This is a genomic window from Streptomyces sp. NBC_00820 (genome assembly GCF_036347055.1).
GTDB lineage: Bacteria > Actinomycetota > Actinomycetes > Streptomycetales > Streptomycetaceae > Streptomyces.
In genome coordinates, this window is sequence record NZ_CP108882.1 from 7878362 (window position 1) to 7903832 (window position 25471).

26 protein-coding genes and 6 pseudogenes are annotated in these 25471 nt (G+C 68.9%); 16 read left to right on the plus strand and 16 right to left on the minus strand.

Features of this window, described 5'->3' with window-relative positions; translation table 11 throughout:
• Positions 1-59: 59 nt before the first annotated feature.
• A complete protein-coding gene (locus tag OIB37_RS35205) occupies positions 60-1562 on the minus strand; it encodes an MFS transporter (protein ID WP_443058244.1) in 1503 nt (500 codons plus the stop codon).
• Positions 1563-1689: 127 nt separating this feature from the next.
• Here OIB37_RS35205 and OIB37_RS35210 point away from each other — a divergent pair, with 127 nt between their 5' ends.
• The gene (locus OIB37_RS35210) at positions 1690-2202 is read left to right on the plus strand and encodes a MarR family winged helix-turn-helix transcriptional regulator (protein WP_330461653.1); all 513 of its coding nucleotides are present in this window, start codon (positions 1690-1692) and stop codon (positions 2200-2202) included.
• On the opposite strand, the pseudogene OIB37_RS35215 reads toward OIB37_RS35210, so the two are convergent.
• Positions 2199-2851 (minus strand): annotated as a pseudogene (locus tag OIB37_RS35215) (transposase); the annotation flags it as partial. The gene OIB37_RS35210 and the pseudogene OIB37_RS35215 sit on opposite strands and share 4 nt — an antisense overlap.
• A 442-nt stretch (positions 2852-3293) precedes the next feature.
• Here OIB37_RS35215 and OIB37_RS35220 point away from each other — a divergent pair.
• Positions 3294-3803 carry a F0F1 ATP synthase subunit B family protein gene (locus OIB37_RS35220; protein ID WP_330461654.1) on the plus strand — a complete coding sequence of 170 codons (510 nt, stop codon included), beginning with the start codon at positions 3294-3296 and terminating at the stop codon, positions 3801-3803.
• A gap of 191 nt (positions 3804-3994) precedes the next feature.
• Here the strand turns inward: OIB37_RS35220 and OIB37_RS35225 are convergent, their stop codons facing one another.
• From OIB37_RS35225 to OIB37_RS35250, 6 genes and pseudogenes are all read right to left on the minus strand, one after another.
• Positions 3995-4156 carry a hypothetical protein gene (locus OIB37_RS35225; RefSeq protein WP_330461655.1) on the minus strand — a complete coding sequence of 54 codons (162 nt, stop codon included), beginning with the start codon at positions 4154-4156 and terminating at the stop codon, positions 3995-3997.
• A gap of 333 nt (positions 4157-4489) precedes the next feature.
• Positions 4490-4723 (minus strand): Ku protein, encoded by a 234-nt coding sequence (locus tag OIB37_RS35230; RefSeq protein ID WP_330461656.1) that lies wholly within the window; start codon positions 4721-4723, stop codon positions 4490-4492.
• A gap of 88 nt (positions 4724-4811) precedes the next feature.
• Positions 4812-5069 (minus strand): DUF6207 family protein, encoded by a 258-nt coding sequence (locus OIB37_RS35235; RefSeq protein ID WP_330461657.1) that lies wholly within the window; start codon positions 5067-5069, stop codon positions 4812-4814.
• A pseudogene (locus OIB37_RS35240) lies at positions 5068-5148 on the minus strand (IS21-like element helper ATPase IstB); the annotation flags it as partial. The gene OIB37_RS35235 and the pseudogene OIB37_RS35240, both read right to left, overlap by 2 nt.
• Before the next feature lie 328 nt (positions 5149-5476).
• Complete coding sequence (locus tag OIB37_RS35245) at positions 5477-5719, minus strand: hypothetical protein (protein WP_330461658.1); 243 nt, start codon at positions 5717-5719, stop codon at positions 5477-5479.
• Between the two features lie 549 nt (positions 5720-6268).
• On the minus strand, positions 6269-6670 hold the full coding sequence (locus OIB37_RS35250; protein ID WP_330461659.1) for a beta/gamma crystallin domain-containing protein: 402 nt from the start codon (positions 6668-6670) through the stop codon (positions 6269-6271).
• A gap of 378 nt (positions 6671-7048) precedes the next feature.
• Between OIB37_RS35250 and OIB37_RS35255 the strand changes: the two genes are divergently transcribed.
• From OIB37_RS35255 to OIB37_RS35275, 5 genes and pseudogenes are all read left to right on the plus strand, one after another.
• Positions 7049-7471 (plus strand): DUF4158 domain-containing protein, encoded by a 423-nt coding sequence (locus tag OIB37_RS35255; protein ID WP_330461660.1) that lies wholly within the window; start codon positions 7049-7051, stop codon positions 7469-7471.
• Between the two features lie 138 nt (positions 7472-7609).
• Positions 7610-8917, plus strand: a complete 1308-nt coding sequence (locus OIB37_RS35260; RefSeq protein WP_330461661.1) for a DUF6348 family protein — start codon at positions 7610-7612, stop codon at positions 8915-8917.
• Between the two features lie 145 nt (positions 8918-9062).
• A pseudogene (locus tag OIB37_RS35265) lies at positions 9063-9629 on the plus strand (ATP-binding protein); the annotation flags it as partial.
• A gap of 750 nt (positions 9630-10379) precedes the next feature.
• A complete protein-coding gene (locus tag OIB37_RS35270; protein ID WP_330461662.1) occupies positions 10380-11585 on the plus strand; it encodes an NAD(P)/FAD-dependent oxidoreductase in 1206 nt (401 codons plus the stop codon).
• A 33-nt stretch (positions 11586-11618) separates the two neighbouring features.
• The gene (locus OIB37_RS35275; protein WP_330461663.1) at positions 11619-12518 is read left to right on the plus strand and encodes an RNA polymerase sigma-70 factor; all 900 of its coding nucleotides are present in this window, start codon (positions 11619-11621) and stop codon (positions 12516-12518) included.
• Positions 12519-12609: 91 nt separating this feature from the next.
• Here the strand turns inward: OIB37_RS35275 and OIB37_RS35280 are convergent, their stop codons facing one another.
• Positions 12610-13059: a hypothetical protein gene (locus OIB37_RS35280; protein ID WP_443058245.1), complete on the minus strand. Its 450-nt coding sequence runs from the start codon at positions 13057-13059 to the stop codon at positions 12610-12612.
• 221 nt (positions 13060-13280) lie between these two features.
• On the opposite strand from OIB37_RS35280, the pseudogene OIB37_RS35285 reads away from it, so the two are divergent.
• Positions 13281-13556: pseudogene (locus OIB37_RS35285) on the plus strand (AraC family transcriptional regulator); the annotation flags it as partial.
• 263 nt (positions 13557-13819) lie between these two features.
• Positions 13820-15028, plus strand: a complete 1209-nt coding sequence (locus OIB37_RS35290) for a transposase (protein WP_330461664.1) — start codon at positions 13820-13822, stop codon at positions 15026-15028.
• A gap of 23 nt (positions 15029-15051) precedes the next feature.
• Here the strand turns inward: OIB37_RS35290 and OIB37_RS35295 are convergent, their stop codons facing one another.
• A complete protein-coding gene (locus OIB37_RS35295) occupies positions 15052-15777 on the minus strand; it encodes a DUF4241 domain-containing protein (protein WP_330461665.1) in 726 nt (241 codons plus the stop codon).
• A 675-nt stretch (positions 15778-16452) separates the two neighbouring features.
• Here OIB37_RS35295 and OIB37_RS35300 point away from each other — a divergent pair.
• Both OIB37_RS35300 and OIB37_RS35305 read left to right on the plus strand, forming a co-directional pair.
• Positions 16453-16656, plus strand: coding sequence for a cold-shock protein (locus OIB37_RS35300; protein WP_161147263.1), 204 nt, complete (start codon positions 16453-16455; stop codon positions 16654-16656).
• A 408-nt stretch (positions 16657-17064) separates the two neighbouring features.
• Positions 17065-17523: a hypothetical protein gene (locus OIB37_RS35305; RefSeq protein ID WP_330461666.1), complete on the plus strand. Its 459-nt coding sequence runs from the start codon at positions 17065-17067 to the stop codon at positions 17521-17523.
• Positions 17524-17794: 271 nt separating this feature from the next.
• Here OIB37_RS35305 and OIB37_RS35310 read toward each other — a convergent pair whose 3' ends face one another.
• From OIB37_RS35310 to OIB37_RS35320, 3 genes are all read right to left on the minus strand, one after another.
• A complete protein-coding gene (locus OIB37_RS35310; protein ID WP_330461667.1) occupies positions 17795-18025 on the minus strand; it encodes a hypothetical protein in 231 nt (76 codons plus the stop codon).
• Positions 18026-18544: 519 nt separating this feature from the next.
• Positions 18545-18823: a hypothetical protein gene (locus OIB37_RS35315; RefSeq protein WP_330462106.1), complete on the minus strand. Its 279-nt coding sequence runs from the start codon at positions 18821-18823 to the stop codon at positions 18545-18547.
• 64 nt (positions 18824-18887) lie between these two features.
• Positions 18888-19949, minus strand: a complete 1062-nt coding sequence (locus OIB37_RS35320; RefSeq protein ID WP_330461668.1) for an oxygenase MpaB family protein — start codon at positions 19947-19949, stop codon at positions 18888-18890.
• A 151-nt stretch (positions 19950-20100) separates the two neighbouring features.
• Between OIB37_RS35320 and OIB37_RS35325 the strand changes: the two genes are divergently transcribed.
• Complete coding sequence (locus tag OIB37_RS35325; protein WP_330461669.1) at positions 20101-20703, plus strand: TetR/AcrR family transcriptional regulator; 603 nt, start codon at positions 20101-20103, stop codon at positions 20701-20703.
• Positions 20704-21060: 357 nt separating this feature from the next.
• On the opposite strand, the pseudogene OIB37_RS35330 reads toward OIB37_RS35325, so the two are convergent.
• Together OIB37_RS35330 and OIB37_RS35335 are read right to left on the minus strand one after the other, a co-directional pair.
• Positions 21061-21333, minus strand: a pseudogene (locus OIB37_RS35330) (DNA cytosine methyltransferase); the annotation flags it as partial.
• Positions 21297-21655: pseudogene (locus OIB37_RS35335) on the minus strand (hypothetical protein); the annotation flags it as partial. The pseudogenes OIB37_RS35330 and OIB37_RS35335, both read right to left, overlap by 37 nt.
• A gap of 302 nt (positions 21656-21957) precedes the next feature.
• Between OIB37_RS35335 and OIB37_RS35340 the strand changes: the two are divergent.
• The gene (locus OIB37_RS35340) at positions 21958-22449 is read left to right on the plus strand and encodes a sortase (protein ID WP_330461670.1); all 492 of its coding nucleotides are present in this window, start codon (positions 21958-21960) and stop codon (positions 22447-22449) included.
• 194 nt (positions 22450-22643) lie between these two features.
• Positions 22644-23231 carry a class F sortase gene (locus tag OIB37_RS35345; RefSeq protein WP_330461671.1) on the plus strand — a complete coding sequence of 196 codons (588 nt, stop codon included), beginning with the start codon at positions 22644-22646 and terminating at the stop codon, positions 23229-23231.
• A 77-nt stretch (positions 23232-23308) separates the two neighbouring features.
• Here OIB37_RS35345 and OIB37_RS35350 read toward each other — a convergent pair whose 3' ends face one another.
• The gene (locus tag OIB37_RS35350) at positions 23309-23710 is read right to left on the minus strand and encodes a hypothetical protein (RefSeq protein WP_330461672.1); all 402 of its coding nucleotides are present in this window, start codon (positions 23708-23710) and stop codon (positions 23309-23311) included.
• Positions 23711-23899: 189 nt separating this feature from the next.
• Between OIB37_RS35350 and OIB37_RS35355 the strand changes: the two genes are divergently transcribed.
• Complete coding sequence (locus OIB37_RS35355; RefSeq protein WP_330461673.1) at positions 23900-24493, plus strand: TetR/AcrR family transcriptional regulator; 594 nt, start codon at positions 23900-23902, stop codon at positions 24491-24493.
• Positions 24494-24598: 105 nt separating this feature from the next.
• The gene (locus tag OIB37_RS35360; RefSeq protein WP_330461674.1) at positions 24599-25336 is read left to right on the plus strand and encodes an NADPH-dependent F420 reductase; all 738 of its coding nucleotides are present in this window, start codon (positions 24599-24601) and stop codon (positions 25334-25336) included.
• The last annotated feature ends 135 nt before the right edge of the window (positions 25337-25471 follow it).

Here is a 25471-nt window from a genome sequence, read left to right on the forward strand (position 1 = left end):
GGCCGTCCCACATCAGTGCTGGGGAGACCGCTTCCGTGGGCGCTCTCCCCATCTGTGTTTCACGCGGTGAGGTGCTGCTTGGTGCCGGAGTCGTCGGCAGTCGCCTCGGGGGTGATGCCGTGCTGCTCGTCTTCGGAGCGGCCCTTCTTGGGCAGTAGGAAGGTGATCGCGAAGAAGACCACCAACAAAATCGCCTGGACGAGCATCGCGCGGTGGAAGCCGCCGGTGAAAGCACCGGTCTTGGCCTGGGCGAAGAACACCGAGCCGAAGACCGCGACGCCGATGGAGCCGCCGACAGCCTGAACCGCCGACAGGACGCCGGAGGCGGATCCGATCTCGTCGTCGTCGACCGCGGCCAGGATGAAGCTGAACAGGGCGGCGATCACCATGCCGGCGCCGATGCCCGCCACCGCCACGCCGGGAGCGATGTCCCAGATCGAGAACGAGGCGGCATCGAGGCCATCGAGCTCGAACCACAGCACGGCAGCGCCGGCCAGCTGGACCAGCGGTCCGATCTGCAGCACCTTGCGGCCGATCTTGTCCGCGAGGAGCGCGCCGCTGACCGCGCCGCCGATCGCGGTTCCCACCGCGAGGGGCAGGTTGCCCAGTCCCGCCTCGCCGGCGGTGAATTGCCGGCCGATCTGGAGGAACAGGGTCAGCACGAGCTGGGTGCCGATGAGCCCGCCGAAGAACAGGGCGATGCCGCCGAGCCCGACGGTGAAGGCCGGCTTGCGCAGCAGGCCCGGGGTCACCAGCGGCTCGCGGCCCGCGGCGGCCGTGCGGCGCTGCTGGAGGGCGAAGAGGGCGAAACCGATCGCCGAGGCGGCCATGGACAGCCACGTCCACAGCGGCCAGCCGTTCTCCTGCCCCTGGTTCAGCGGCAGCACCAGCAGAGCACAGGAGATCACGACCAGGGTGGCGCCGGTCATGTCGACCCGTACCGTGGGGTCGCCCGCCTTCTTGGGCACGAACTTCGCGGCGATGATCAGTGCCGCGATTCCGATGGGCAGGTTGATCAGGAACACCGACCGCCAGCCCAGGCCGAAGAAGTCGCCCTCTATGAGAAAGCCGCCCAGGACCGGGCCGATGATGCCGCCCAGACCGAGGACGGGTCCGAAGATCGCGAAGACCTTGGTGAGTTCGGGGCCGGAGAAGTTCTCCCGCAGCAGGCCCAGGCCCTGAGGCAGCAGCATCGCTCCGACGATGCCCTGCAGCAGGCGGAAGGCGATCAGCGACTCGATGTTCGGCGCGGCCGCGCACAGCAGGGAGCACGCGGTGAAAGCCGCAAGACCGATCAGGAACATCCGGCGCCGGCCGTAGCGGTCGCCGAGCCGGCCGCCGAGCACCAGACCGGCGCCCAGGGTGAGGGCGTAGCCGCCGATCACCCACTGCAGTCCGACGGAACCGGCACCGAGCGATTTCTCCAGGTCCGGTCCGGCGACGTTGACGATCGAGGCGTCCAGGAGATCCATGATCTCCGCGACGATCATCACCGCCAGGATCAGCCACCGCCAACGGTAGGGCTCGGTCGTCTCGTCAGGGGTGGGGGACGGGGCACGCACGCCAGATACCTCCATGGTGAAGTAATTCCATGGTGAAGGTAAAGTGGTGGGGGTAGGTTGTCAAAGCGGGCTGCCCACCTGGACGCCCGGCAGGCGAGACGAGGTGGCAGGCCCTGTGGAGGAAGCGATGGGCGACGGTGTCGCGGCGCGGCGCGAGCGACTGATGGAAGGGCTGCGGATCTACGGCGGCCACTACGCCGAGCTCAGCCGGCGCTTCGCGGCATGGCTGGGCCTGCACTCCACCGACGCGACCGCGGTGCTGGAGATCGCCGCCGCCGAGGAACGCGGGACCCCGCTGTCACCGGCCCGGCTGAGCGAGCGCATCTCCCTGTCCACGGGCGCCACCACCGCACTCCTGAATCGCCTCGAAGCGGCCGGGCACATCACCCGCACCCGCGAGCACTCCGACCGGCGCATCGTCACCCTGCGCAGCGGCAGGCACATCCAGGAGCGGGCGGACGAGTTCTTCGGCCCGCTCGCCGGCCGCCTCGATGCCGCGATGTCCCCCTACCCGCCACAGCTCCTGGAACAGTTCGAGCAGCTCATGACCGATCTGAACACCGCCATGGACGCCCACCTCGCCGAGCGGAGCCCGGTGACACCGTGCCCCCCCGGCGCTCTCGGGGACCGCCGGCGCTAGAGGTCGCCTCGGGTGGGGTGGGTCAGTGCGAGGGTGTGGAGGCGGGCGATGCCGAGCATGGCGTGGTGGACACCGGTTCCGCGTAGGCGGCAGTCGCGGAGGATCTTCCAGTTCTTCATGCGGGAGAAGGTGTGCTCGACGCGGGCTCGTGCCCGTCGGTGGACGGCGTTGCCGGCTTCCTGTTGAGGCGTCAGGCGTTCCTGGCCCGGGCGTCGGCGGTGCGGCATGAGAGCCCCTGCGCCTGGGCAGCCGCCGCGGCCAGTACTGGGGCGTCGCGGCAGGCCCGGTCGACGCCAAACTCGGTGAAGTCCCGGCAGTCGTCGCGGTCGCCGGGCAGAGGAAGGCCGACGGCGACGACGAACCTGCTGTTGGCGTCGATCACCACTTGGTGGTTGGTGGAGTAGCGGTAGTTTTTGCTGGAAGCGGCAAGAGTCCGGTCGCGGGTGGGCATCAGGGTGCCGTCCACAATGACCACGGTGCCCCTGCAAGGCTGACGAGCAGGCGCGATTGCCAGCAAGGGCGCGAGATGGTCCAGTACCCGATCGGCAGCGGACTTCGACATCCCGAACAGGGGACCAACCTGGCGCAACGTCAGGTTGGTCCGCCAGTACGTCGCAACCAGCAGCACCCGATCCTCCAGCGGAAGGGACAACCTTTAGGGGTGCCCGGGCGTGGGTTGTGGTGAATCAGCGGGACGTCGAGGGATCGGGCATCGAGGTGGCCCGGGACCGCACCTGCGCGGCCCAGGCCTTCGACAGGGCCTTCGGGATCTTCGCCGTCAGGCCTCCCTCCTTCGTGAAAGCGAGCCCCCGGATGTACGCACCGCCGTCGCATCCGTCGCATCCGTCGCATCCGTCGCATCCGTCGGACTGGAGGGTGAGCCGGACATCGGCGGTCGCGTCGATGACGGGACGGGTCTCGCCAACGTTGCTTCCGTAGAAGCATCCGGCCCCACGGCGCGTCCTCGGCATCTGTCGCGCCGCGACCGGCAGAGGGTGCCTGTCAACAGCAGTATGGTAAGCGGAAGTTGAGAAACCTAAAGGTGGGGAGCGCCTCCCCTGTTCGATCTTGCTCGCTGTACGATCCGCCACATGGGACCTCTGAATCCGCCACACCCTGAACTCATAGTCGGACTCGTCTGTTTCGCCCTGGTCTTCGTCATCTTCGCGAAGGTCCTGGTTCCGCGTATCGAGAAGATCCTCGCGGCGCGCGAAGAGGCGATCGAAGGTACCGCTGAGCGGGCCGTCGCACTGAACGAAGAAGCGCGTCGCATCCTCTCTGAGTATCAGGCCGAACTCAGCGCCGCCCGCCACGAAGCCGCCCGGATCCGCGAGACCGCGACCGAGGAGGGAGCCGCCCTTCTCGCGGCCCTGCGTGCCGAAGGTGTCAGGGAGCGCGAGGACCTGGTGGCGTCGGCTAAGACGCAACTGGAGGCCGACCGGATCATCGCGGAGGCCGAACTGCGTGAGGACATCTTCGCGCTGGCCACCGAGCTGGCGGGCCGCATCGTCGGCGAACCCCTCGACGACCTGGCCGGCGCACGCGCCCTCGCGGACGAGTTCTTCGCTGGGATCGAGGCCGGGGACCCCGTCAAGGGCTGACCAGCGATCGATTGATCGGAAAGACACCCCCTAGCGGTCAGCGCGTCGGCGCCCGCCCTTCCAGTCGGCCACCCTCGCCGTCGGGGCGGGTGCCTTCGTCTTCGTCCTGGTCTCGCGCGTCGTTGGCGATGTCCCCTGCGCGTCCACACGTGCGGCCCGGGCCTTGTCCACGGAATCCTGCAGGGCGGTCATCAGGTCCACCGGCGTCCCGGCCGGGCCGTCGCCTGGGGGGCCTCCGGCAGATGGTGGCCTTCGTGCTTTGTCTCGATCACCCTGCGCAGGGCCTCGGTGTAGCCGTCGGTGAACTCCGGGCCGGTGAGGTCGTCGCGGGTCATGACCTCGATCAGAGCCACAGCCTGGTCGACCTCGCCTTCGTTCAGATGGACCGGAGCAGGCGGGCACCACGGCGCCGGGGTCGCGGATTTCGTCCGGCCACGACAGCCCGCGCAACGCGATGACAGTCCCAGGGACCCGGGGCAGACCGAGCCGCTCGCGGCCGTGCCACGCGTACCGCGCGACCGCGACCTTCCCGCGCCTGGCGCATCAGGACGTAGGGCTTGGCAGCGGTGGCGCCCTGCGGCTGGAGGCAGTAGCCGGGGCCGATGCGCAGCGGGTCGGCGGCAGCCGGCACGAACGCGACCAGCTCGATCGCGCGCGCCGTGGTCAGCGACAGATCTCTGAGATCTTCATCCGTGACAGGGGATGACCCGGCCGTCCGGCAGCTGGCAGCCGCGCCCGATCTCGCCGAAAGTGACCTCGCGGTCCTCGCTCTCGCACCAGTACCGGTTGCGCACCAGGCCCTGGTCGGCGGTGTGGATCCTTCGGAAGCGCACGCTGTGATCCTCGGTCGCACTGAGAACCGTCACCGGGACGCTGACCAGCCCGAACGTGTGAGCGCCGGTGAAGATGCTCGCGAGCATGGCACACACCTCCGTCAGCCCCGAGCACCTCCAGCCTAGGAGCCCCGTCACAGCCCGGCAGGAGGGAGACTGGAGCCCGCCGGCAGGCCTACGCGTCAGGCTGCCGGTGCAGGTCCAGGAAGCAGCGCAGCTGTACACCAGGCTTGCCGGGTTCCCGGGGGCGTACGGTCCGCTGGCGCCACGCGCACCGCGCGGCGAGCAACTCCTGGATGGCGAAGGCGGTTTCGTCATCGGCGGCCGCGACCTCCACCACCGCGCCAGCCCGGTTCCTGCGCCAGGACCTCGACGCGGTGCTGGCCGGACTGACCATGAACCACAGCTCCGGCAGGGTCGAGGGACATGTCACCCGAGTCTCCGAAGAGGCAGAGGTGCAGCCCCTTCTTGATCCATTCGCACTCGGCGAGGGTGTGGATCACGGCTGGTTCCTGATCGCGAGGAGTGTGGCGACCGGCGAGGGCCGAGCGGGTTGGGTTGTCCGGTGCGGGCGTCGGCCCAGGATGAGCGCAAGTCGTGGAAGCTGGTACGTGGGCCGTCGAGCCGGTCTTCCTGGGTCTGGGTGGCCAGGGGGGAGGAGAGGTAGACGTTGTCCCGGTAGCGGGTGAAGTCGACGCTCTTCCAGGCCGCGGCGATCCGTTCGTTGATCCGGTCGACCTCGGCCTGCTCGGGCGGCCGGCCTTCCTCGTGCGCGCTGATGCCGGGAGAGTAAGCGACCGCTCGGACCTCGGGGCTAACGGGGCCACGGGATGATCTTGGTTATTGGTCGAGGTTGCTCACCCGGTTCGCGTACTCGCGGCGGGCCTTGCGCTGTGCCGAGATTGCTGCGGCGTTGTCGAGCGGCTGGCAGCGGTCGAGGAGTTGGCGGTGTACCGCCGGGATAGCGCTGGCGCGCAGGGTGTAGCCCTGGCCGCGTCGTACGGTCACGCCCTGGTCGAGCACGGCGCGCTCGGCGGGCTCCAGTTCGGCCGTGCGGAGGAAGTCGGCGATTTTGCCCGGCATGTCGAGGAGGACCGGCAGCTCCGGGGCCGGGGCGTCCGGGTCGACGGTGGTGTGCTCGGGCAGGAGGTCGGTGACGGCGGTACGGATGGCCCCGCGGCTGAAGTCGCGCTCGTGGGCGAGGCTGGCGATGGACTGGCCGCCCGGGCACGCGCGATGCGTACGGCGGTGTCCGTTGCTGCCGTGACGACCGGGCGGCGGCCAGCCTTGTCGCCTTGGCTTCGGCGGCCCGTAGTCCGTCGCACGTGAGCTCCCGTTGGAGGTCGCGCTGTAGTTCGCCGGCGGCGGCGAGCGTCTACACCATGAACTTCATGGTGGACAGCAGTTCTCCGGTGCGCGGGTGGCGTGCGGTGAGGTCCAGCCGGTGTGCAGGACGTCGAGCACGTAACGGGACGCCGGCGCCGGGACAGCACCCGCCGCTCCTGGCACCGGCGTCGCGCCGACCGACCTGCCGGAGGGGGCAGGCCTCGGTCGACACCTCGACCCGGCGGCACGGGAGCCTCATCGGCCCCTGCCCTGCCGCACCCCGGCCTGCCTCACACCCGTACCCGCTCACTCGATCCAGATCGCCCGGAAGTCCACTCCGCCAGGATGGTTGGGGAAGGTGTAGTACGTGTTCTTCTCGACCGGGGTGCTGGGCTGCCACCGGCCGTCCGAGAGGAATTCCACGCGGTTGTTTCCCGTGGAGAACGCATCGAGCCAACAGTCACCGGTGCAGGATTCCCATTCGTATGTTCCCGCATTGGCGAAACAGGACTTCATCTCAAAGGGGTCATCGCCCGATTCGTGCCACCAGACCTGCAAGTACTCATTGTCACGCTCATCGTAGTGACACGTGACTTTGTCGATGCTCGGCCTGGCGGGTGCAGCGGAGGTGTGTCCGGCGGGGGCGAGCAGCAGTAGTCCGAGGACGGCCAAGACGGAGGCTGTCCTCGTGCGCAGTGGCGAGACCATGGGGCACTCCTTGACGGTCGGGGATTGCGGCGGCCGAGATCGGCTTCGCGCAGCCGTGAAGTGCCCCAGGTTCAGGGCGAATCACCCTGATCGCACGGAGCAACTGCCACGAAACCCATGCGCACATCGCTATTCGTGAATAGTCGGCTTTCAGGCAAGAATGTTGACATTCGGAACAAGATGGACTGACGGGCATGTCCGCGCCGTGGCCCCCCACGGCCAGCCGCCGAGCCTCCAAGGGGTTCGTCGAGATAAGCCCGAAAGGGGCCACGGGATGATCTTGAAGCCCTGAGGTCACGGCCCGTCACTCGTCCGTCTCGGCTTCGTTGGTGTGATGTTGAGCTTGCCGTCTGGGGTCGGGGCGGGATTGTGACCGCGATGGAGTGGACCGCGTATCCGCGGATCAAGCGGCTGATCACCGCGCACGAGCTGCATCTGTTCTTCGCGCCGACCCGGGATGAGGTCGAGTGGGTGTCCGGTGCGACGGACTGTGATCAGCATCTGCTGGCTCTGCTGCTGATGCTGAAGTCGTACCAGCGCATGGGGTTTCCCGAGGCTGAAGAGAGCGCCTGCGTCAGGTGTTTCGTGCTCCGCCTCGACCTGGCCGCCCAGGAACCCTGGCTGCTGGAGATCGAAGCCAACACCAGCCGGCGTCTCGGAGAGGCGCAACGGATGCAGTGGCTCGGTGAGGTTGCCGGCCTGCAGGAGAGCCTGCGGCACATCGCCGACAAGGAACAGCAGGCCGAACGCCTGCGAGCCCAAACCGGCCGAGGCGAGGACGGGGTCGCCGCCCTTGGTTAAGGTGATCATCCCGGAACCGGTGCTCAGTGCCCGCTCAGCTGCGTTCTCGCCGTTGGCCAGGCGCTCGTAGAACTGCCCAGGACCTCCGGGGTCAAGCCCGAGCACTGTCCGGTCGGCCGGGTTCAGTACCATCCACGGGTGTCCTGGATACGACGTCGTACGCGCAAAGAGGAGCCGCCGGCGAAGCGGCTGCCCGACCTGGAGTTCCTCGCCCTGGTGAGGGCCGGGCTCGAAGAGTGCGCGCCCGGTGTGACGCGGGGCGCCCAACTCAAGGGCAACTCGTTGAGCAGCCCGCATGGTTGGGCCGTGGCCGTTGCCCCGCCGCACCACGGGGGCGGCCACCACTACGACCTCGTCGCGCTGCCCGACGTCGGTCTCCAGCCGGACGTACCGTGCTTCATGGACTGCGTCGTGTCGATGTCCGCTGATCCGCAGGACGCGGCGGACACGTGGGTGCAGACGGCGGGCGCCTGCCTGCTGGAACTCCTCGATCGCCGCGAGCATTTCGCGGACCACGCGGGCCCCGACGACGGGCGCGGCGTGCCCGGCTGGCACATGATCACGTCGGGTGCAGTCGGTCTCGGAAGCGACATCGACGAGAACCGGCGACTGCAGGGCGCGATGCTGGAAGCGAACGTGCTGCACCGGATCGCGGGCTCGTTCACTGCTGACCTGGAATCGCCCTTCTTCAACGGCGTCAAGGTCTTCTACGGCGGTCACCCAGGCGCGATGCAGGCGGAGATCCGCGTCAACGGTGAACGCCACGAGGCCGCTTCGGCAGCGATGACGGCGCTCGGACTGCCCGAGCCCACGACGTTCACGGCAGTGCGGTTCTACGCGCTGCTGCTTCCGGTACAGGCGAGCAGTGGCGCGCCGAGCTACCCGACGGCCCGGCTCGATCTCACTCCCGACTCGGTGCAGGCAAATGCCCACACCCACGATGCCGCCTGCGGTTGCGGCGGCCACCTCGACCCGGAGCACCCCGGCTTCGACCTGGCCCTGCCCCACCTGGTGGCCGAGCTCTCAGAGGAGGAGCGCAGGCGCCGCGTGAAGTCTGACACGGGCGCGATCGTCATCGCAGAGGGCGTCGGCAACTTCCTCAAGGTCCGCCTCCCGATCCGTCTGGACGATGGACGCACGGTGGTCTACCTCGCCTGGGTCTACCTCGAGGCAGCTGTGATCGACGACTTCGTGCAGCGGGTCCACAACGACACCCTGGCTGGCCACCGCTTCGAGGGCCTGCTGTGCAATGCCATCGGCCCCTGGGGTGAGGACGTCCTGCGCGCCCCCGTCGTCCTCGGCGGTCAACGGATCAACGAGAACGGCTCGGTCCGCCCCAGCGAGGTTCTGGAGTCCAGCGACCCCCTGCTCGGCAAGGTGTTGAGCGAGACCTGGCCCGCCGCCTTCGTCCTCGGCGACCGCTTTCCCCGCTCGCCGTCAAGCTGAGGTGCTGGCAGATGAAGCGGGCCCGAGGGCGCGGAGGACCGAGCAGGGCCGGCGTTCGGCGCTCGATAGGCATGGCAATCACCCGTCGTGTAACCGACCGTGTGAAGTACAGAGAAGGGTCTTCGCCTCCTGCGGCCAGGAGCCGTTTCTCGCCGAACTGCTGATGGCCGCGTGTGACGACCGGGCTCGCCGCAGGTCCGAACGACGGATCAAGGCTGCCTCCTTCCACCGTGACAAGAGCCTGCGGGCGTTCGACTTCGACGCCAATCCCAACATCGACCTGGCCACCGTCAATACCGTCGCCACCTGCGGATAGGTCAAGTAGGGCGAGCCGCTCTGCCTGATCGGCGACTCCGGCACCGGCAAGTCCTGCCTGCCGGTCGAGCTGGGCACCGAAGCCGCGATGCACGGCTTCCGCGTCCGCTACGTGCTGGCCACCAAGCCCGTCAACGAGCTCGTCGAAGCCGCCGACGAGAAGCAGCTGTCGAAGACGGTCGCCCGTTGCGGCCGTGTCGATCTTTTGTGCATTGATGAACTCAGGTACATGGAGCTTGACCGCAGGGGCGCTGAGCTGCTGTTTCAGGTTCTGACCGAGCGCGAGGAGAAGAGCAGCGTCGCCATCGCTTCGAACGAAAGTTTTAGCGGGTGGACGAAGACGTTCACCGATCCACGACTCTGCGCGGCCATCGTCGACCGCCTGACCTTCAACGGCGCAGGTCGAACGGGTCGAGGCGAGCTGACGCAACGTTTGCGTGCTCCACGTCGCGGGCGTAGGGCTGCTTGCGGCATCGACCGTGCCACTTCGTCTGTTCCAGGTGGGCGCGGACCACGTCCAGGTGGAAGCGACGCGGCAGGGTCACGCTGTTCAAGGCAGCCACGGCACTCCAGGAGGTGCAACGCGCCGCCTTCGATCTGGAGGAAGTAGTACGGCGCGCGCACGTTCCATTCCGTGCACGGCGTCGGCGCCTTCCACTGCTCGGCGGGGACCTCAGCGATCAGGTCGCCGACGACTTCGGACGCGCGCGCGAGATCTTCAACGGAAACGGTGGTCATCCGGGGATACTGCGGCGTCATCTGCCAGGCCCCCCACGGGCTTTGCGTCGGCGCGGAGAAGTCCTGTCGAGCCGGGTGACCGCGCGATCGCTCAGCGCCGATGAGTGGCGCCTTCGCAGGTACCCTCCTCCGCCCACCAAAATCAGCGACGCGGAACCCACCGCACTTCCGAGCACGCCTGCAGAAGATGCCGCGGGTTCCCGGTGAAAGTCCCTCAGTCACGCTGAACCCACGGCCGTCGTGCCGGTAAGAACGCTGTCACCAGCCGCAAACGAGGGGTGTCACGTCCGGCGATGTGCGGCGGGGTCGCGTTCGGCGACGTGTTGCGAAGTGATCTGACTCACATGCTGTCACAGGGGGCGATGAGGCGGTGTCTTGTGCTCGAACCGCTCGAAACGAGGGAGACATCATGGCTGAGAACACCGAGGTGGTCGTGATCGGCGGCGGGTACGCCGGCGTCATGGCGGCCAATCGCCTGACGCGGCGCGACGACGTGACCGTGACGCTGATCAACCCGCGCCCGAACTTCGTCCACCGGGTCCGCCTGCACCAGCTTGTGGGCGGGACCGACGCCGCCGTCGTCGACTACCGGGAGGTCCTGGCGGAAGGCGTCCGGCTGGTGGTCGACAGCGTGACGCGGATCGACGCGGCCGGGCGCGGTGTGGAACTGGCGAGCGGTGGTGCGGCCGGCTACGACTACCTGGTCTATGCGGTAGGCAGTGGCAGCGCCGACCCGCGGGTGCCCGGAGCGGCCGAGTTCGCCTACCCGATCGCCACCCTGGAGGAGGCGGAGCGGCTGCGGCCGGTCCTCGATTCCGCGCCCACGACGGCCGCGGTGACGGTGGTCGGCGCCGGGCCCACCGGCATCGAGACCGCCGCCGAACTGGCAGAGCAGGGCCGTACCGTCACCCTGGTCTGCGGCGGCGTGCTCGGCCCGTACCTCCACACCCGGGGCCGGCGTTCGGTGGCCGGGCGGCTCGCGGCACTCGGAGTGACCGTGCTCGACGGCTCCGACACCAAGGTGACGGCGGTGACTCGCGATGCCGTGCGGCTCGCTGACGGCCGGGAACTGCCGAGCGCGGTGACCATCTGGACCGCCGGCTTCGGCGTGCCGGACCTGGCCGCGCGCAGCGGGCTGAGCACCGATGCCCTGGGCCGCCTGCTCACCGACGAGACGCTGACCAGCGTGGATGACGACCGCATCGTCGCGGCCGGCGACTCGGCGGCACCGTCGGGCCTGCCGCTGCGGATGAGCTGCCAGGCCGCGATGCCGCTGGGTGCGCGGGCCGCAGACACGGTGCTCAGCCGGTTGACGGAGGAGCAGCCCGAGACCCTCAGCCAGTCGTTCGGAGCGCAGTGCATCAGCCTGGGCCGGGGCACCGGCATCTTCCAGTTCGGCAACAGGTCCGACGTCGCGGTGTGGTTCCACATCGACGGTCGCCTCGGCGCGAAGATGAAGGAGGCCGTGTGCAAAGGCATCGTGAAGCACCTGGCCGATGAGGCGCACAAGCCCGGTGGGTACAGCCTGCACCGCATGAAGGGAGGCGCCGGGCGCCAGGAGGCGCTGGAGGCGATGCGCGCAGAGGCGCCGGTCGTCGTCGAACGGGTTTCCTAGGTCCGGGCCGGCCGAGGGGAAGATGATCAAGACATGAGTGATGATCACGCCATTGACCGGGCGACCGAGACATTCGTCGCCCACCGCAATCTGCTCTTCACCGTCGCGTACGAGATGCTCGGCTCGGCGGCCGATGCCGAAGACGTCCTGCAGGAGACCTGGCTGCGGTGGGTCGAGGTCGACCTGGAGCAGGTGCGCGACCAGCGCGCGTACCTGGTCCGGATCACGACCCGGCAGGCGCTCAACCGGCTGCGCACGATGTCGCGGCGCAAGGAGTCGTACGTGGGCCCGTGGCTGCCGGAGCCGCTGCTGACCGCGCCGGACGTGGCCCAGGACGTCGAGCTCGCCGAGAGCGTGTCGATGGCGGTGATGCTCGTCCTGGAGACGTTGTCGCCGACCGAGCGGGCCGTGTTCGTGCTGCGCGAAGTCTTCGACGTCGGCTACGACGAGATCGCGGCGGCGGTCGACAAGACCCCGGCGGCCGTCCGCCAGATCGCGCACCGGGCCCGCCGGCACGTGGATGCCCGCCGTCCGCGCGAGGTGGTTTCCCAGAGCCAGACGCGGGCGGCTCTGGAGTCGTTCTTGCGGGCGCTGGAGGGCGGGGACCTGCAGGGCCTGCTCAACGTGCTCGCGCCTGAGGTCGTCTACATGGGCGACGGCGGCGGCGTGAAGCACGCTGCACCGCGGCCGATCGTCGGCGCCGACAAGGTGGCCCGCCTCTTGGTCGGCGGCCTCGGCAAGAGCACGATCCCGATCACCTTCGGCCCCACCGTGGTCAACGGCAGCCCGGCGCTGGTGGTCCACATGGACGGTGAGCTGGACGGCATCATGGCAGCCCGCGTAGAGGCTGGCCGCATCACCGGCCTCTACGTCGTCCGCAACCCCGAGAAGCTGTCCCGCATCGAATCCGAGACCCCGCTCGCCCTGCGATGAACTCCCAGTGGCGGATCAGCCACTTGAGGATCAGGCGCGGCACTGAGACCGGGCCCGTTCCGAGGGCCTGGAGCTGACCGGCGAGCACTCCTCACTCCACCCCGAGCCCGCCTCCGGAGTCGCCCGCTAGGCCGGCCCGGCCTCGTGATGCGGTGGGCGACGGCGGGTAGTCGTCGACGGTCATGGAGTTGTGGAGGCGTGCGGTCTTGGTGGTGAGGCGGAGGAGGGCGCGGCTGGGTCCCGCGGGCAGGGCGGAGATCAGGCGGGCGCCCTGGGCCAGTCCCCGCACGCCGAGACGTGAGTTGGGGATCAGGGTCTTCGCCGCGCTGAGCGCGGTCGCGCGGCTGCCACGTACGTACTCCGTCATCGTGCGCTCGTAGGCGGGGAAGGCGTGCTCGTAGTCGCCGCCCGCCCGTGCCAGCTCGCCGGCGAGGACGTAAGCTCCGACGATGGCCAGGATGGTGCTGCCACCGACGGCCGGGCCGGGGCAGTAGCCCGCGTCGCCGACGAGCGTCACCCTCCCCCGTGACCAGGTGTCCATGCGGAGCTGGGTGATCGAGTCGAAGTAGAACGCCGGGGTGGGGTCGAGCTCGTCCAGCCAGCGGTCCGTCGTCCAGCGACAGCGTCGAACTCTCGGTGGCCTCAGCGCCGCTGTACACGTGTGGTACGCCGTCAGAAACAGTCATGAGCCCACTGTCGCCGCCGGTACCCCCGGCGGATTGGATAAATGTTCCCCTCAGCCGGCTCACCTGGCATGGGACTATGCGGACCTTCGAGCGCGGTGCGGCTGTGTGGGACGTCGCATGCCCGCAGCGTCCCAGCAGGGTGGCCGGTGTCACCACGGCCGGGTTCCGTGTCCGTGACCTGGACGCGCTCCGGATGGTCCCGCACCCGGCCATGACGCTGCTCCTGGAGTTCGGCGCCGGCACGTCCGTCCTTGACTGTGCCGACGGGCGGCGGCAGCGGGGAAGCGTCGTCGCCGGGCCCGGGTTCGGGTCCGGAGGCGCGGTCCGGGCGCGGGGAGAGAACATCGAGTGCGGTCCACGACCGTTACCAGCGCAGGCTGAGGGATCTTCCGCTGGCTGACCAGCGCTTGGTGATCCGGCTGACGGTCCGACGCTTCATCTGCGGCTCGGCGGACTGCCCGCGCCGGACGTTCGCCGAGCCGTTCTCCAGGATGACTGTCCCGCACTCACGGTTCACCACTAGGCTCAACCGCGCCCTGGAACGGGTGGGGGCTCGCCCTGGCGGGGCGGGCCGGCGCTCGGCTGGCGGCCCAGCTGGGCTTCGGAGCTGGCCGGATGACCTTGTTACGCAGGGTCATGGCACTGCCCGATCCATGGTTCAGCACTCCACGGGTGCTGGGCGTGGACGACTTCGCGATCCGTCGCGGCCAGACCTACTCCACCGTACTGACCAGCGTCGAAGACCACCGCGTGGTCGATGTGCTCCCAACACGTGAAGCCGGACTGCTGGCCGACTGGCTGGACCGCCACCCTGGCGTGGAGATCATCTGCCGGGACCGGGCCGGCGCCTACGCCGAGGGCGCCCGACGCGGCGCCCCCGATGCTCTGCAGGTCGCCGACCGCTTTCACTTGTGGCAGGGCCTGGGCCGGGCCGTGGAGACCTGCGTCGCCGCCCACCGCGACTGCCTGCGCACCCCGACACCCAGCGGCGTGCTGCCACCGGACACCCCACCGGCTCCCGATCGGCCGCAGGACGACTCGGAGCCCGTCGGCCGACGGGCCGAGCGCAAAAAGGCAGCACACGTTCCGGTCCACGAGATGCTCGCCCAAGGCCACTCACGCCGGGCGATCGCCCGGCACCTGGGCTGGGGCCTCAACACCGTGCTCCGGTACGCGAACGCCACACACTGGCAGGAGACCATCCGCGAGAACCGGCCCCGGCCCAGCAGACTCGACCCCTACAAGCCCTACCTCGAACGACGATTCGAGGAGGGATGCACCAGCGTCACCCAACTCCACGGCGAGCTGGTCGCCGAGCAAGCCCCCGTCACCTACGGAATGGTCCGAGCCCACATCGCCACCTTGCGCAATGCTCCAGCCGTCGTGCCGCCCCGGCCTCCGACGGTACGGCAGGTGACCGGCTGGCTCACCCGCCACCCCACCGCTCTGACCGAGGAGGACCGCGTCGGCCTGAAAGACGTCCTGACCCGTTGCCCCGAACTGGACATGGCCGCCGGACACGTCCGTGATTTCGGCGAGATGCTCAGCGGCCGCCTCGGCGCCACGCTCCCTGACTGGATCAACGTCGTCGAAGCCAGCCGGCTACCCGGCCTTGCCGGCTTCGCACGGCACCTGCTCCGGGACCTCGACGCCGTGACCGCTGGCCTCACCCTGGACTGGAGCTCGGGCAGCATCGAGGGAGCCGTGAACCGTATCAAAAAGATCAAGAGACAGCTCTACGGCCGAGCCGGCTTCCACCTGCTCCGGAAGATGATCCTGCTGCAGGTGAAAGCAGGCAGCCACGTCCGGTTACGTGAGTTGTAGGACAGGGAGAGGCGGCAGCGACGTCATGCTTTGGCGCCTGCCATGCCACTGGTGACGACGATCGCGGCCACGTCGCCAGCCTTGGTGCGGCCCAACCAGACGACGCCACCCGATTCGGCCCCGAACGTGACCAGATCGGCTTTTTGCGACTCGTCGCGTACCCGCTCGCAACCGTCGGCCAGCAGTTCGGTGTCACGCGGTGCCGGAACGCCGTCTACGAACGTGCTAAACGGCGCGGACAAGGTGGTCCACGCGCCTGCGTCGGCGAAGCAGCCAACATTCGCGTCGGAGAAGAAACGGGGCTTATCGCCCGGCTGAAGCTGGTCAATGTCCTCGTCGACGCCCAGGCCCATTTCCCACCCGACCACAGGGTCGTCGCTGATGCACAGGCGCGTCGCGGCACACTCAACGCCATCGAAGTGCTCGCCAAAGAACTCATACGGGCCCGCCGTCCACGCGATCTCCACTCGGTACACGCCCGGGGGAATGCTCACCGCCAGCTCACGCGGGGACCTCGTCGGTAGCCCTTTCTCGTATCTCCAGACTTCGTCGTCGTCCCACGGCGCATCGACGACGAGCCGGCCGCTGGGAACGCGGATGGTGGTCAGCTCCTCGACCCCTGTCACGACTACGGGCGTTGTCGGATCGTCGTACACCGACCCCAGATGCGCACCAGGCGTGAAAGCCGCCTCCAGGTACCAGGTGGCCTCAGGCCCGGCTGCCAGCCGAGCGTCCCCGACCCATTCCATGTCTCACCCTCCTCACCGCCCGGCCGGGCGGTCAACCGAAAGCTACTTGGGCCCGCTGACATCGGCACTTCGTGCATCGTCACGATCCGTGATCGCTCCCCAAGATCTGTGCCAGAACCCCGAAGTCACCAACAAACGACTCCCGCCGGTGTACCTCGGCGCCGGCCCCACCGCACGCTGCCGGGCCTGACAGGTCAGTCGGACGGTGAGCGCCCGCCGGCGGCGGTGCGGGCGAGCACCGAGAGGGCGGGCTCCCCGCCCCAGAAACGAGTCCGAGGGCCCCGCTTCGAGGTGGTGACCACGCAGGAAGCCCATGCCTGGATCGAGGCACGGATGGGCCCCAAGAGCGTCCGGAACCACAAACGCTGCCGGCGATGCGGCCCCGCCCTCCGCGGCCCAGCATGTCCCTCCGTGCTTCGCTGGGCCACGGCGCGTTGCACTCGGCGTGCCGCGTGCGCCCGATCCACCGCCGACGAAGTGCCCCCGGCGGCCTGGTGAGTGAGGGCCGTTGCTCTCTGGTGAGAGACGGCTTCGCCGTGTAGCGTCGCTGTCAGATGTCGTGATTCGCAGTGCCTGCCCGCGCTCTGGCGTGGGCGTTTTGCTGTGCGGTGCGGGAGCAGGGCATCACGTTCGGGTTCGCGCGGTGCGGGCCCGATATCGACCGGAAGGCTCAGCATGACCAGCGGAACCGTCAAGTGGTTCAACGCCGAAAAGGGCTTCGGCTTCATCTCCCAGGACGGCGGAGGCCCGGACGTCTTCGCGCACTACTCCAACATCAACTCCTCCGGCTTCCGCGAGCTTCAGGAAGGCCAGAAGGTGACCTTCGACGTCACTCAGGGGCAGAAGGGCCCGCAGGCGGAGAACATCACCGTCGCCTGACCTCGTGCGGCTGCGGGTCCCGGCGCAACCCCGGGACCCGTCCCGTATCGGCAACGACAGCGGACCCCGCACAAGAACGGTCCGGACGACTTCAACGTGCTCGCACCCTCCTTGCCAACAACTCCCATGCGGACAGCCTGGGCGTGGAGTTCACCGACATCGAGCACAGTTGCGGCAGCTGGTTGAAACACCCCGGCGGTTGGTGGCCGAGCACAGGACTCCGGTGCTGTACAGGGGTGTTCGTGGCCCTCGCCGGGGCGGGGCGCTGAACCGGTGGTGTGTGACAGGCGGTCCGGGACGCGGGGCCGCATCTGAGTATGAGTGTGGGCGGAGATAAGCATCCGGGCTCATGCCGGGGCGGTGTCGGCGCGATGAGGATCGTTCGCACCGTCATTGGAAGGAGTCCGGATGAACCCTGGCACTTACGCCCGCTTGTACGGGCCCACGCAGCCGGCGCCGGGCCCCGAGCGGAACGGCGTCGTCGTGCTGGCTGATGCGCCCCTGGAGGGTTGCACCGCCGCCACGGAGGACGACAAGGTGTGGTTCGTCTGGTACTCCGGCAGCAGCCGCGGGGGCACCTTCCTGACACGGATCACGCCCTCCACAGGCGAGGTGAAGAGCTGGCCCAGTCCCGTACGTGATCCGGACGGATTCGCCGTACGCGGCCGTCGAGCAGTTTTGACCAGTCGCGTTCACAACCGGCGGTCGACCGAAGTGGTCCGAGCGGAACTGGTCGGCGATGCGTGGAGCGTGACCGAGCGGCGCAAGATGAGGGTGCCCGGTCGGATGGCTATGCGCTGTGGTCAAGGGCGTGACGGTTTTCTGTGGCTGCGGGCCGGCCGCACCTGGCTTCGGATCGAAGCCTGATAGCTGCACGCGAATTACCTGACCGCTCACACCTGGCGGTCCACGACCAGCAGGCCGTTCGCCGGACGGGAGCCTTTCGCGTCGCCCGACCGGCGTCAGGGACTGGCGGATCAGGTGTCAGTGATCGGCTTCAGCGGCAGAGCTTCATGATGGTGTCGTCGAAGTCGGGGAACTCGCGTGTGGCCCCCTCGATCACCGCAGTCGCCGGCGCGCGACGGTCTGGAGCAAATCGCTCCGCGACAGCCACCAGGTCGGGATTGGGGTGTGGGGCCTAATCGGGCTCGGGCTCGTCCGCGGTGGCTGCTTCCCGCGGGCCGAAGCCGTCGGCCGGCAGCCACAGGAACGCGCCCAGGTTGCGGGCGACGATGCCGGTCTCTCCTTCGGAGCCCAGAGAGATGATGGGCTGCTCGACCAGCGCTCGACCAGCGCTCGACCAGCGCTCGACCTGGGCGGTGGCAGCGGCGAGCGCGGCGGGAAGCTTGCGATCTTCGTTCGGCGACATGCCGACAAACGAGCGGCTGGTCGGGTCCTGGTGTCGTTCGAGGTCAAACGGTGAGCCGGAGCAGACCAGCTGAGATGACGTCCAGCATCCGCTCGCCCGAGACCGGGCCGACCGAGATCCTCAGCACCTCCACCGCAGATCACCGGTTGGGACCGGGCCGGATCTTTTCTTGCAGGCAGCCCTCGCGGCTGAAGACGCTGTGCCGGGTGGTGCTGATCCATCCGGAGAGATATCGGGGCCTGGCGTTCCGTCCGCTCACGCACCGCTCACGCAGACGGCCCCGGACGGGGAGTCCGAGGCCGATTGGAACGCCCCCCGAGGGGAGAAAACCCAGGTCAGCGACGTAACGCGTTGTGCCCCCGGAAGGATTCGAACCTGTGACCCCCGCTTGAGGAGTGGGATCGAGTCCTTGCCGGTTGGTTTCCGGCGCTGCCGCGTGGTGCTGTTTCGGCTGGTCAGCGCCACGCGGATGCGTGCTCCATCCGACTCATTACGCCCGCCCCGTGCCGGACGGTCCGCTCACGCACCGCTCACGCGTGAGGACATCCCGGCGTACGGGTTGTCGCCGGTGACCAGGATGGACGCGGTGCCGGTGAGGGCGGCGACGGTGTCGGCGGCGTCCGGCCGCAGGTCGGCGATGCCCAGCACTCCGGCCGGGACTCCGGTGGCCCTGACCAGCACGGCGGTGTGTCCGCTCTCCTCCAGCCCGGCGGCGACGGCCGCGGCGCGGGCGGAGTGGGTACCCTCGGCGCCGGACAGCAGTGGGGCAGGCTCCTCGGTGAGCAGGCGTGCGCGCACGGGTTCCGGGTATGCCCCTTGACCCGGGATCGGTCCTGGTTACTTGACCCGGGATCGGTCCTGGTTATGCGAGCGGTCCAAGGATCTCCTGGGACTCGATGAGTCCCTGCTCGCTGGGGGCCTCACCGCCGCCGAAGACACGTGTGGCTTGCAGGGCCCGGAATTCGAGATGCGCTTCGGCGGGCTTGGCGTAGCCGTGGCGGGCACGGGCTTCTGCGGGGGTCAGCACTTCCTCCTTACGGGGAGGAATGCCGAGCCTGACCGGCGCAACCACCGCGACCGTGGAGGGCGAGGTCCTTCCCAGCAGGCGCAGTTCGACCTTGGGGCTGAGGTGGGCGAGCGCGAAGGCCGCCTTCATGACGGGCACGATGAGCATGTCGAGGAGGCGCGACTGCCGGATCCCGGCCATCTCGCGCATCCAGTGCGGCAGGGTGGCGATCGTGGCGATCCGCTGTGCCTTTGCGACAGCCAGACTCGCCGGCTTCGCCCAGCGCGGCGTGGGCGGCAGTATGAGCTCGCTCCTGAGCAGGTGGTTCATGGCCTGCCGGGCGATCGGGCTGGCGGACAGCTGCGGGCGCATCCGTTCGAAGTACGCCCGGACACCTTCACGGCTGCGGGGAATGTCGTCGGGGGAGCACGTCTGCAGTTCCGCGGCGACCGCGCATGCCTCCCAGTACTCCTTCTCCTCCTGTGCGGAGAGCTTCCCGGGCCCGTACTTCTCGTACGCGTAGAGGATCGAGTGCCAGCCGGTGAGCTGGATCCACAGCTGCGAGGCGGGGTCGTTGGCATCGTAGGTCCCGCCGCCGTAGGGCAGTTGGCCGATCGCCTTGGAATGGACTTTGACCAGGATGTCCGCGGCCTTGCACACCTCCCGTGAACCAGCGAAGGCCACCATCGCGAAGTACTTCAGGGTCCGGTCGTAGCGAGTGCGGGAGCGCCGGTAGATGCCCTGGGTCGCGTGGACCGCGGCCACCAGCGGCGGGTCGAGTTCCTCCACCACCACGGCTCGTTGGAAACCCACCGTCGGTGCCGTCGGATAGCCCCAGACCTTCCACACCACCGAGCCCGGACCGAAGAAGCCGTAGTCCTCGTGCGGTTCTATCTCGCCGCGCTTCAGCTTCGCCATGGAGCTGCTCCTCCTGCGTCTGCGGCGTACGCCGCCCTCGATTACGACACTGCTGTCTTAAATTAAGACACGCATGTCGTAAACTGCCAAGGTGTCAGCGTCCCCCTCTTCGCAAGACAGGCCACGCAAGCGCCGCCCCTACGCCCCGCGCGTGCCGATCGAGCAACGCCGCGAGCAACTGCTCGACGCCGCCCTCGCCGTGATCGTGAACGACGGCTACGACCGGGTCTCCATCGATGCCATCGCGAAGAGAGCCGATGTCGCCCGGTCGGTGGTCTACGGCGCCTACGAGAATCTCGACGCCCTGCTGACCGCCCTGCTCGACCGGCAGCAGGCACGCGCCTTCGACTGCCTTCTCGAGACGATTCCCGACCCGCACGGACCCCGCGACCCGGCCGCGTTCGCCGCCGAAACCGTGCGCCGGATGTCCGCGATGCTCCACCAGGACCCGGACACCTGGCGGCTGATCCTGCTGCCCCCGGGCAACATGCCCACGGTCGTCCGCGACCGCATCGAGGTGGACAGGGAGCGGTTCCGGCTCCGGGTCGAAGCATGGATCTCCCTCGCCCTGGCCGAGCGCAGTGGCCCGGCACCCGGTCCGCAGCTCGACCCGCAAGTCGTCGCCCACGCACTCGTCGCCTGCGCGGAACACTTCGGCCGCATGGCGCTGACCGATCCCGGCAGGTTCGATCCACCCCGCCTGAGCAGCCAGGTACAGGTGATCCTCGACGCCGTCTTGCCGCGGACGCGTTGACGCCAGCTGGGCACGGTTTCTCGGCAGCCGCTTCAGCCCTGCCGCAACGGCGGCCCGACGTGTGGCTCGCCGTTGGCATGCGGTCGGTCAGCTCTCTTCGTGCAGGGCGCGGTGTCGCGAGGGTGTCTTCGGCATGCCGGGGAGCGTGGCGACCGGTGAGGGCCGAGTGGGTTGGGTTGTCCGGCGTGGGTGTCGGCCCAGGATGAGCACAAGTCGTGAAAGCGGATACGTAGGCCGTCGAACCGGTCTTCCTGGGTCTGGGTGGCCAGGGGGGAAGGTGGGGGTTGTCCCGATGGTGGGTGAAGCGGACGCTCTTCCAGGCCGCGGCGATCCGTTCGTTGATCCGGTCGAACTCGGCCTGCTCGGGCGGCCGGCCTTCCTCGTGCGCGCTAGGAGCTGTTGGCGGGTATCGCGTCCGGCGGCGAGGTCCGCGACGGCCTGGTGCACGAGCGGCTGGTCGACCAGGCCGAGGCGTTTGCCGGCCATCGGCCACGCCTGACACGGCGGAGACGCGATCACCCCTCGCGTCCGGCCGGCCCAGGGCCACACCGGATACAGGGCCGCGTCCGTCTGCAGTGTCAACTGCCCTGCCGTGGAGTGGGTTCGGCAGGCCCAGGCATCCCATTCCAGGCTGACAGGCGTTCGGCGGTGTTCCTCTCCTTGTAAAGGTCGGCGTCGTGGCTGATGGGTCGGCCGCCTCGGGAGCCCTTGTACTTTCGGTTGGCGGCTTGGTCCTCCTTCTGGGGGATGACTGACATGATGAGGCCTTTGCGCAGATAGGCCTGATTGCCGCGGGACGAGTAGGCCTTGTCGTCGGCAACCGCGTCCGGGCGAGTGCGGGGCGGCCGACGGGCCCGCGGACTCGTACCTTGCCCAGCACGGGGATGAACTGCGGCTGCGACGGACGACCCCTGTCCCGGGTCACCCTTTTCGGCGGGCGTGAGGCGTGGTCGGTCACCGCGCACGCCACGGCCCGCGCCCCCGACGGGGCTGCCTGAGGCAGACCACACCGTGCAAGACCGACCGGTCGCCATTCACCGTTATGGGGACGGGGTGGTGGGTGATTGGTATTGATGATCTTCGAGCCGGTGACCTGCGTAAGCGGCCAAGAGGGAACGCCGCGGCACCTGACTGGGTGACACATTCAGCGATTCGCCAGGTTGCGGAACTGACGAACTGTCGGTTGCCTCGTCAACAGAACACAGGAGAGCCGTCGCGCATACAGGCCGGACACTGTTCCGTTGGAGGATTCGCATGCGTATCACACACATGGGTGCAGGTATCGGCCTGGCATTCGGTGTCCTCGGACTGCAGATTCCGGCCGCTGCCGCCGCGGATGACTCAGATGTCCGTATCGACCCGTGGAATGCCTACCCGGGTTCCACGGTCACGGTCAGTACGGAGGCCTGCGACCCTGACGCGGACTTCGGGAAGGGCTGGTCGGAGGTGGGGGGAGAGTTCCAACTCTTCAAAGGCGACCAGGAGGGGGTGCTCACCGGCCGGTTCCAGATCCCGGAAGGAACCAGGACGGGCAGCGACACAGTCACCGTGAAGTGTCCGCCACTGACCAAGGTCACGGAAACGTACCAGGTCACCGGCCGCCCACCGAGCGGCTCAGTCGACGCCGGTTTCGGACCGGCCGAAGACACAGGTATGGGGATCGCCCTGGGCGGTGGGCTGCTCATCACGGCCGCCGCCGGGGGTGTGGTCTGGATGTGCCGTCGCCCGAACGGCAACCGAACCTGACCGTCCGGCTCCGCAGGCCGGCCCCGTCCACCTCGGCCTGGAACCGGCTCCGAAGCGGAATGGCCGCCAGGCCCACACCACCCGCTGCGAAGCACCCGCCGTGAAGCGAAGGCTCAACCACGATGGCGCCCAGACACCACACCAGCGCTTCCCCGGATCGGCTCATCCCTGCAGTGCTCCTTCTGGCCTACGCCATGACGGCAGGTACGGTGCTGCTGATCAGCGGGGTGCACGACGAGGAGCCACGGCAGCCATCGGCGGTCCAGGCCTTCTCAACCTCTGCGGCCCCCACCCGCCCCACGGTCCATCCGGTCCATCCGCTGCCCCCAGCGGATCCGGTCCGGCTCCGGATCGCCGCCATCGGCGTGGACGCCCCGATGACACGAGTGGGTCTCGATGCGGCAGGGGCGCTACGGACTCCACCACGTGGCAAACCCGGCTTCGCCGGCTGGTACGGCGACGGCACCGCTCCCGGCTCGGCAGGAACCGCCATCGCCACCGGGCATGTGGACACACCCACCGGTAGCCCCGGAGTCTTCTACAACCTCGACGCCCTGACCGAGGGCGCCACCATCGAGATCAGCCGGGCGGACCGGCGGACAGCGGTGTTCGCCGTCCGCGCCGTCGAGCTTTACGACCGGAAGAAGTTCCCCAGCAACAAGGTCTACGGCAGTTCCGGCCGGCCCGAACTCCGGTTGATCACCTGCGGTGGCAACTACACCAAGCGCACCGGCTACCTGAGCAACGTCGTGGTCTACGCGACGCTGACCGCGGTGACGTGACCAGCCGAGGGATGCGGCGTCGTGCCCCTTGTCGTCGACCTCGCTGGGAATCCTCCTGGACAGCCCGACCCGGCGTCCTACTGGTAGACCGTGGTGATGGACGTTGAGACGCTGGCGCCGCTGCTGGGGGCGGAGTAGGAGATGGTCCATACGGCGGCGGATTTGTTCGGGTCCCCGTACAGGTAACCGCCGTTGTCGCAGCCGTAGTTCAGCCGCTGCCCTGCCAGCGTCGCGGTGCCGCCACCGGCGAACGAGCAGCGGGCACCGTTGGCGAGGACGATGATGATCGGCTCGATGTCGGGTCCACCCGGCATGTGGTCGTTGTTGCCGGGAAAGCCCTCAGGGACCGTCAGCTCGACCATGCGGTCGGGGGCTCCGTCCAGGCATAGCGCGCTGGTGTCCTCGGGGTCGGAGTCCGGGGAGAAGCACGGGTCGAGGAGCCGGTCGCCGGCCGTGCAGCGCCAGGCGTCCGTGCGCACTGGAATGGTGCAGCCCGCACGGCTTTTGCCCCGCGCTCTACGGCCAAATATGTCGGCCCCCTGCGCTGTCCGGGCTCCGCGCTCAGGCCGCCCATTTGACCGGATGCTGCCTCCGTTTTACTCTCGAACATATACGGAGGCAGCATCCGTTTTGATGCGGCCGCACGATCACGGCAGGCAGGAGGGCGCATGAGCGCCGGTGAACTGCGGGGACGCAAGCCCCGCGCGGACGTCCAGCGCAACCGCGCGGCCCTCCTGGAGACCGCGCAGCGTCACTTCCTGCAGCACGGGGTCGGTACCTCCCTTGAGGGGGTGGCCAAGGAGGCGGGTGTCGGGCCCGCCACCCTGTACCGGCACTTCCCCACCCGGGAGGCGCTGCTGGCGGCTGTGCTGCAGACGCGCTCCGAGGAGCTGGTGGCCCGCCAGGCGGACATCGAGCAGCTCGGCGACCCGGCCGAGGCGCTGGAGCAGTGGCTGCGGGCGATGGAGGAGTACTTCAGCGCCTTCAGCGGGCTGCCGGACCCGCTCATGGCCGCAGCCAGGGCGCAGGAGCCGGACAACCCGCTCACGATTCCCTGCGACATCCTCATCTCCGCCACCGATCAGTACGTGCGAGCCGCGCAGCTCGCGGGGCGCGTGCGCACGTCGGTGCGGGGGCACGACCTGTTCCTCGCGGCCTGTTCCGTTGCCTGGATCAAGGGCACCGGCACCGAGGAGGAATCGCTCGACCGGCTCCGCAGGCTCATCGCAAGCGGCTACCGCGAGCGGGACACCCAGGCGTAGACGTCAGTCACCCCGCCCCGACCCCCGCAACACCAGGTGGCACCACCACCCAGCCATCACATCGCGCTGCCCTCAGGGGCAGCACAACCTCCGAGGGAACAAATCATGAAAATTACCATCATAGGCGCCGGTGCCATCGGCGGGAACCTCGCTGCCAAGCTCAGCACGGCCGGTCACGACGTCCAGGTGGCCGACGCCCGCGGCCCCGAGGCCGTCCGGGCGGAGGTGCTGGAGTCCGGGGCCCGCGCGGCGGCCCTCGCCGACGCCGTCCAGGGCCGGGACGTCATCGTCCTGGCCATCCCGTTCGGGGTGGCGGGCCAGCTGGCGGACCTGTTCGCGTCGGTGCCCGACGAGACGGTGGTCATCGACACCTCGAACTACTACCCCGGCATGCTCACCGAGCCGATCGAGGCGGTGGACAACGGCCAGGTGGAGAGCGCGTACACCGCCGAGCTGCTCGGCCGCCCCGTGGTCAAGGCGTGGAACGCCGCCCTGGCAGAAACCCAGCGGACCAAGGGTGCTCCGGCCGGTACGCCCGACCGCCTCGCCATCCCCGTCGCCGGCGACTGCGAGGAGGCGCGGCGCGTGGCCATGCAGCTCGTGGACGACACCGGCTTCGACCCCTACGACGCCGGCACGCTGGCAGACTCCTGGCGCCAGCAGCCCAACAGCCCCGCCTACTGCACCGAACTGACCCTGGAGGAACTGCCGACGGCCCTGGCCGCGGCCGACCGCGCCAAGGACGCGGCCATCCGCGACACCCTCCCGGAACGCTTCGCCGCCCTCGGTGCCAACCCCACCGTCGACGACGTCGTCGAGATGAACCGCGCCGCCCACCGCTGAGTCACCCGACGCGGTTCTCGTGCACGCAACGACCCGAGGGCGGCTGCGTCGGCACGCCGCGAACACACACGACGAACGGCGCTCACTTCGGCAAGGCCGCCATTACTCACCCGCACCACCGCGTCCGCGGCCGGC

Coding starts and splice junctions, on each gene's coding strand:
- OIB37_RS35210 (WP_330461653.1), top strand. CDS start 1,690: ATGGGCGACGGTGTCGCGGCGCGGCGCGAGCGACTGATGGAAGGGCTG.
- OIB37_RS35220 (WP_330461654.1), top strand. CDS start 3,294: ATGGGACCTCTGAATCCGCCACACCCTGAACTCATAGTCGGACTCGTC.
- OIB37_RS35230 (WP_330461656.1), bottom strand. CDS start 4,723: ATGCTCGCGAGCATCTTCACCGGCGCTCACACGTTCGGGCTGGTCAGC.
- OIB37_RS35245 (WP_330461658.1), bottom strand. CDS start 5,719: ATGCCGGGCAAAATCGCCGACTTCCTCCGCACGGCCGAACTGGAGCCC.
- OIB37_RS35250 (WP_330461659.1), bottom strand. CDS start 6,670: ATGGTCTCGCCACTGCGCACGAGGACAGCCTCCGTCTTGGCCGTCCTC.
- OIB37_RS35255 (WP_330461660.1), top strand. CDS start 7,049: ATGGAGTGGACCGCGTATCCGCGGATCAAGCGGCTGATCACCGCGCAC.
- OIB37_RS35270 (WP_330461662.1), top strand. CDS start 10,380: ATGGCTGAGAACACCGAGGTGGTCGTGATCGGCGGCGGGTACGCCGGC.
- OIB37_RS35275 (WP_330461663.1), top strand. CDS start 11,619: ATGAGTGATGATCACGCCATTGACCGGGCGACCGAGACATTCGTCGCC.
- OIB37_RS35280 (WP_443058245.1), bottom strand. CDS start 13,059: ATGGACACCTGGTCACGGGGGAGGGTGACGCTCGTCGGCGACGCGGGC.
- OIB37_RS35290 (WP_330461664.1), top strand. CDS start 13,820: ATGACCTTGTTACGCAGGGTCATGGCACTGCCCGATCCATGGTTCAGC.
- OIB37_RS35295 (WP_330461665.1), bottom strand. CDS start 15,777: ATGGAATGGGTCGGGGACGCTCGGCTGGCAGCCGGGCCTGAGGCCACC.
- OIB37_RS35300 (WP_161147263.1), top strand. CDS start 16,453: ATGACCAGCGGAACCGTCAAGTGGTTCAACGCCGAAAAGGGCTTCGGC.
- OIB37_RS35305 (WP_330461666.1), top strand. CDS start 17,065: ATGAACCCTGGCACTTACGCCCGCTTGTACGGGCCCACGCAGCCGGCG.
- OIB37_RS35310 (WP_330461667.1), bottom strand. CDS start 18,025: ATGTCGCCGAACGAAGATCGCAAGCTTCCCGCCGCGCTCGCCGCTGCC.
- OIB37_RS35320 (WP_330461668.1), bottom strand. CDS start 19,949: ATGGCGAAGCTGAAGCGCGGCGAGATAGAACCGCACGAGGACTACGGC.
- OIB37_RS35340 (WP_330461670.1), top strand. CDS start 21,958: ATGCGTATCACACACATGGGTGCAGGTATCGGCCTGGCATTCGGTGTC.
- OIB37_RS35345 (WP_330461671.1), top strand. CDS start 22,644: ATGACGGCAGGTACGGTGCTGCTGATCAGCGGGGTGCACGACGAGGAG.
- OIB37_RS35355 (WP_330461673.1), top strand. CDS start 23,900: ATGAGCGCCGGTGAACTGCGGGGACGCAAGCCCCGCGCGGACGTCCAG.
- OIB37_RS35360 (WP_330461674.1), top strand. CDS start 24,599: ATGAAAATTACCATCATAGGCGCCGGTGCCATCGGCGGGAACCTCGCT.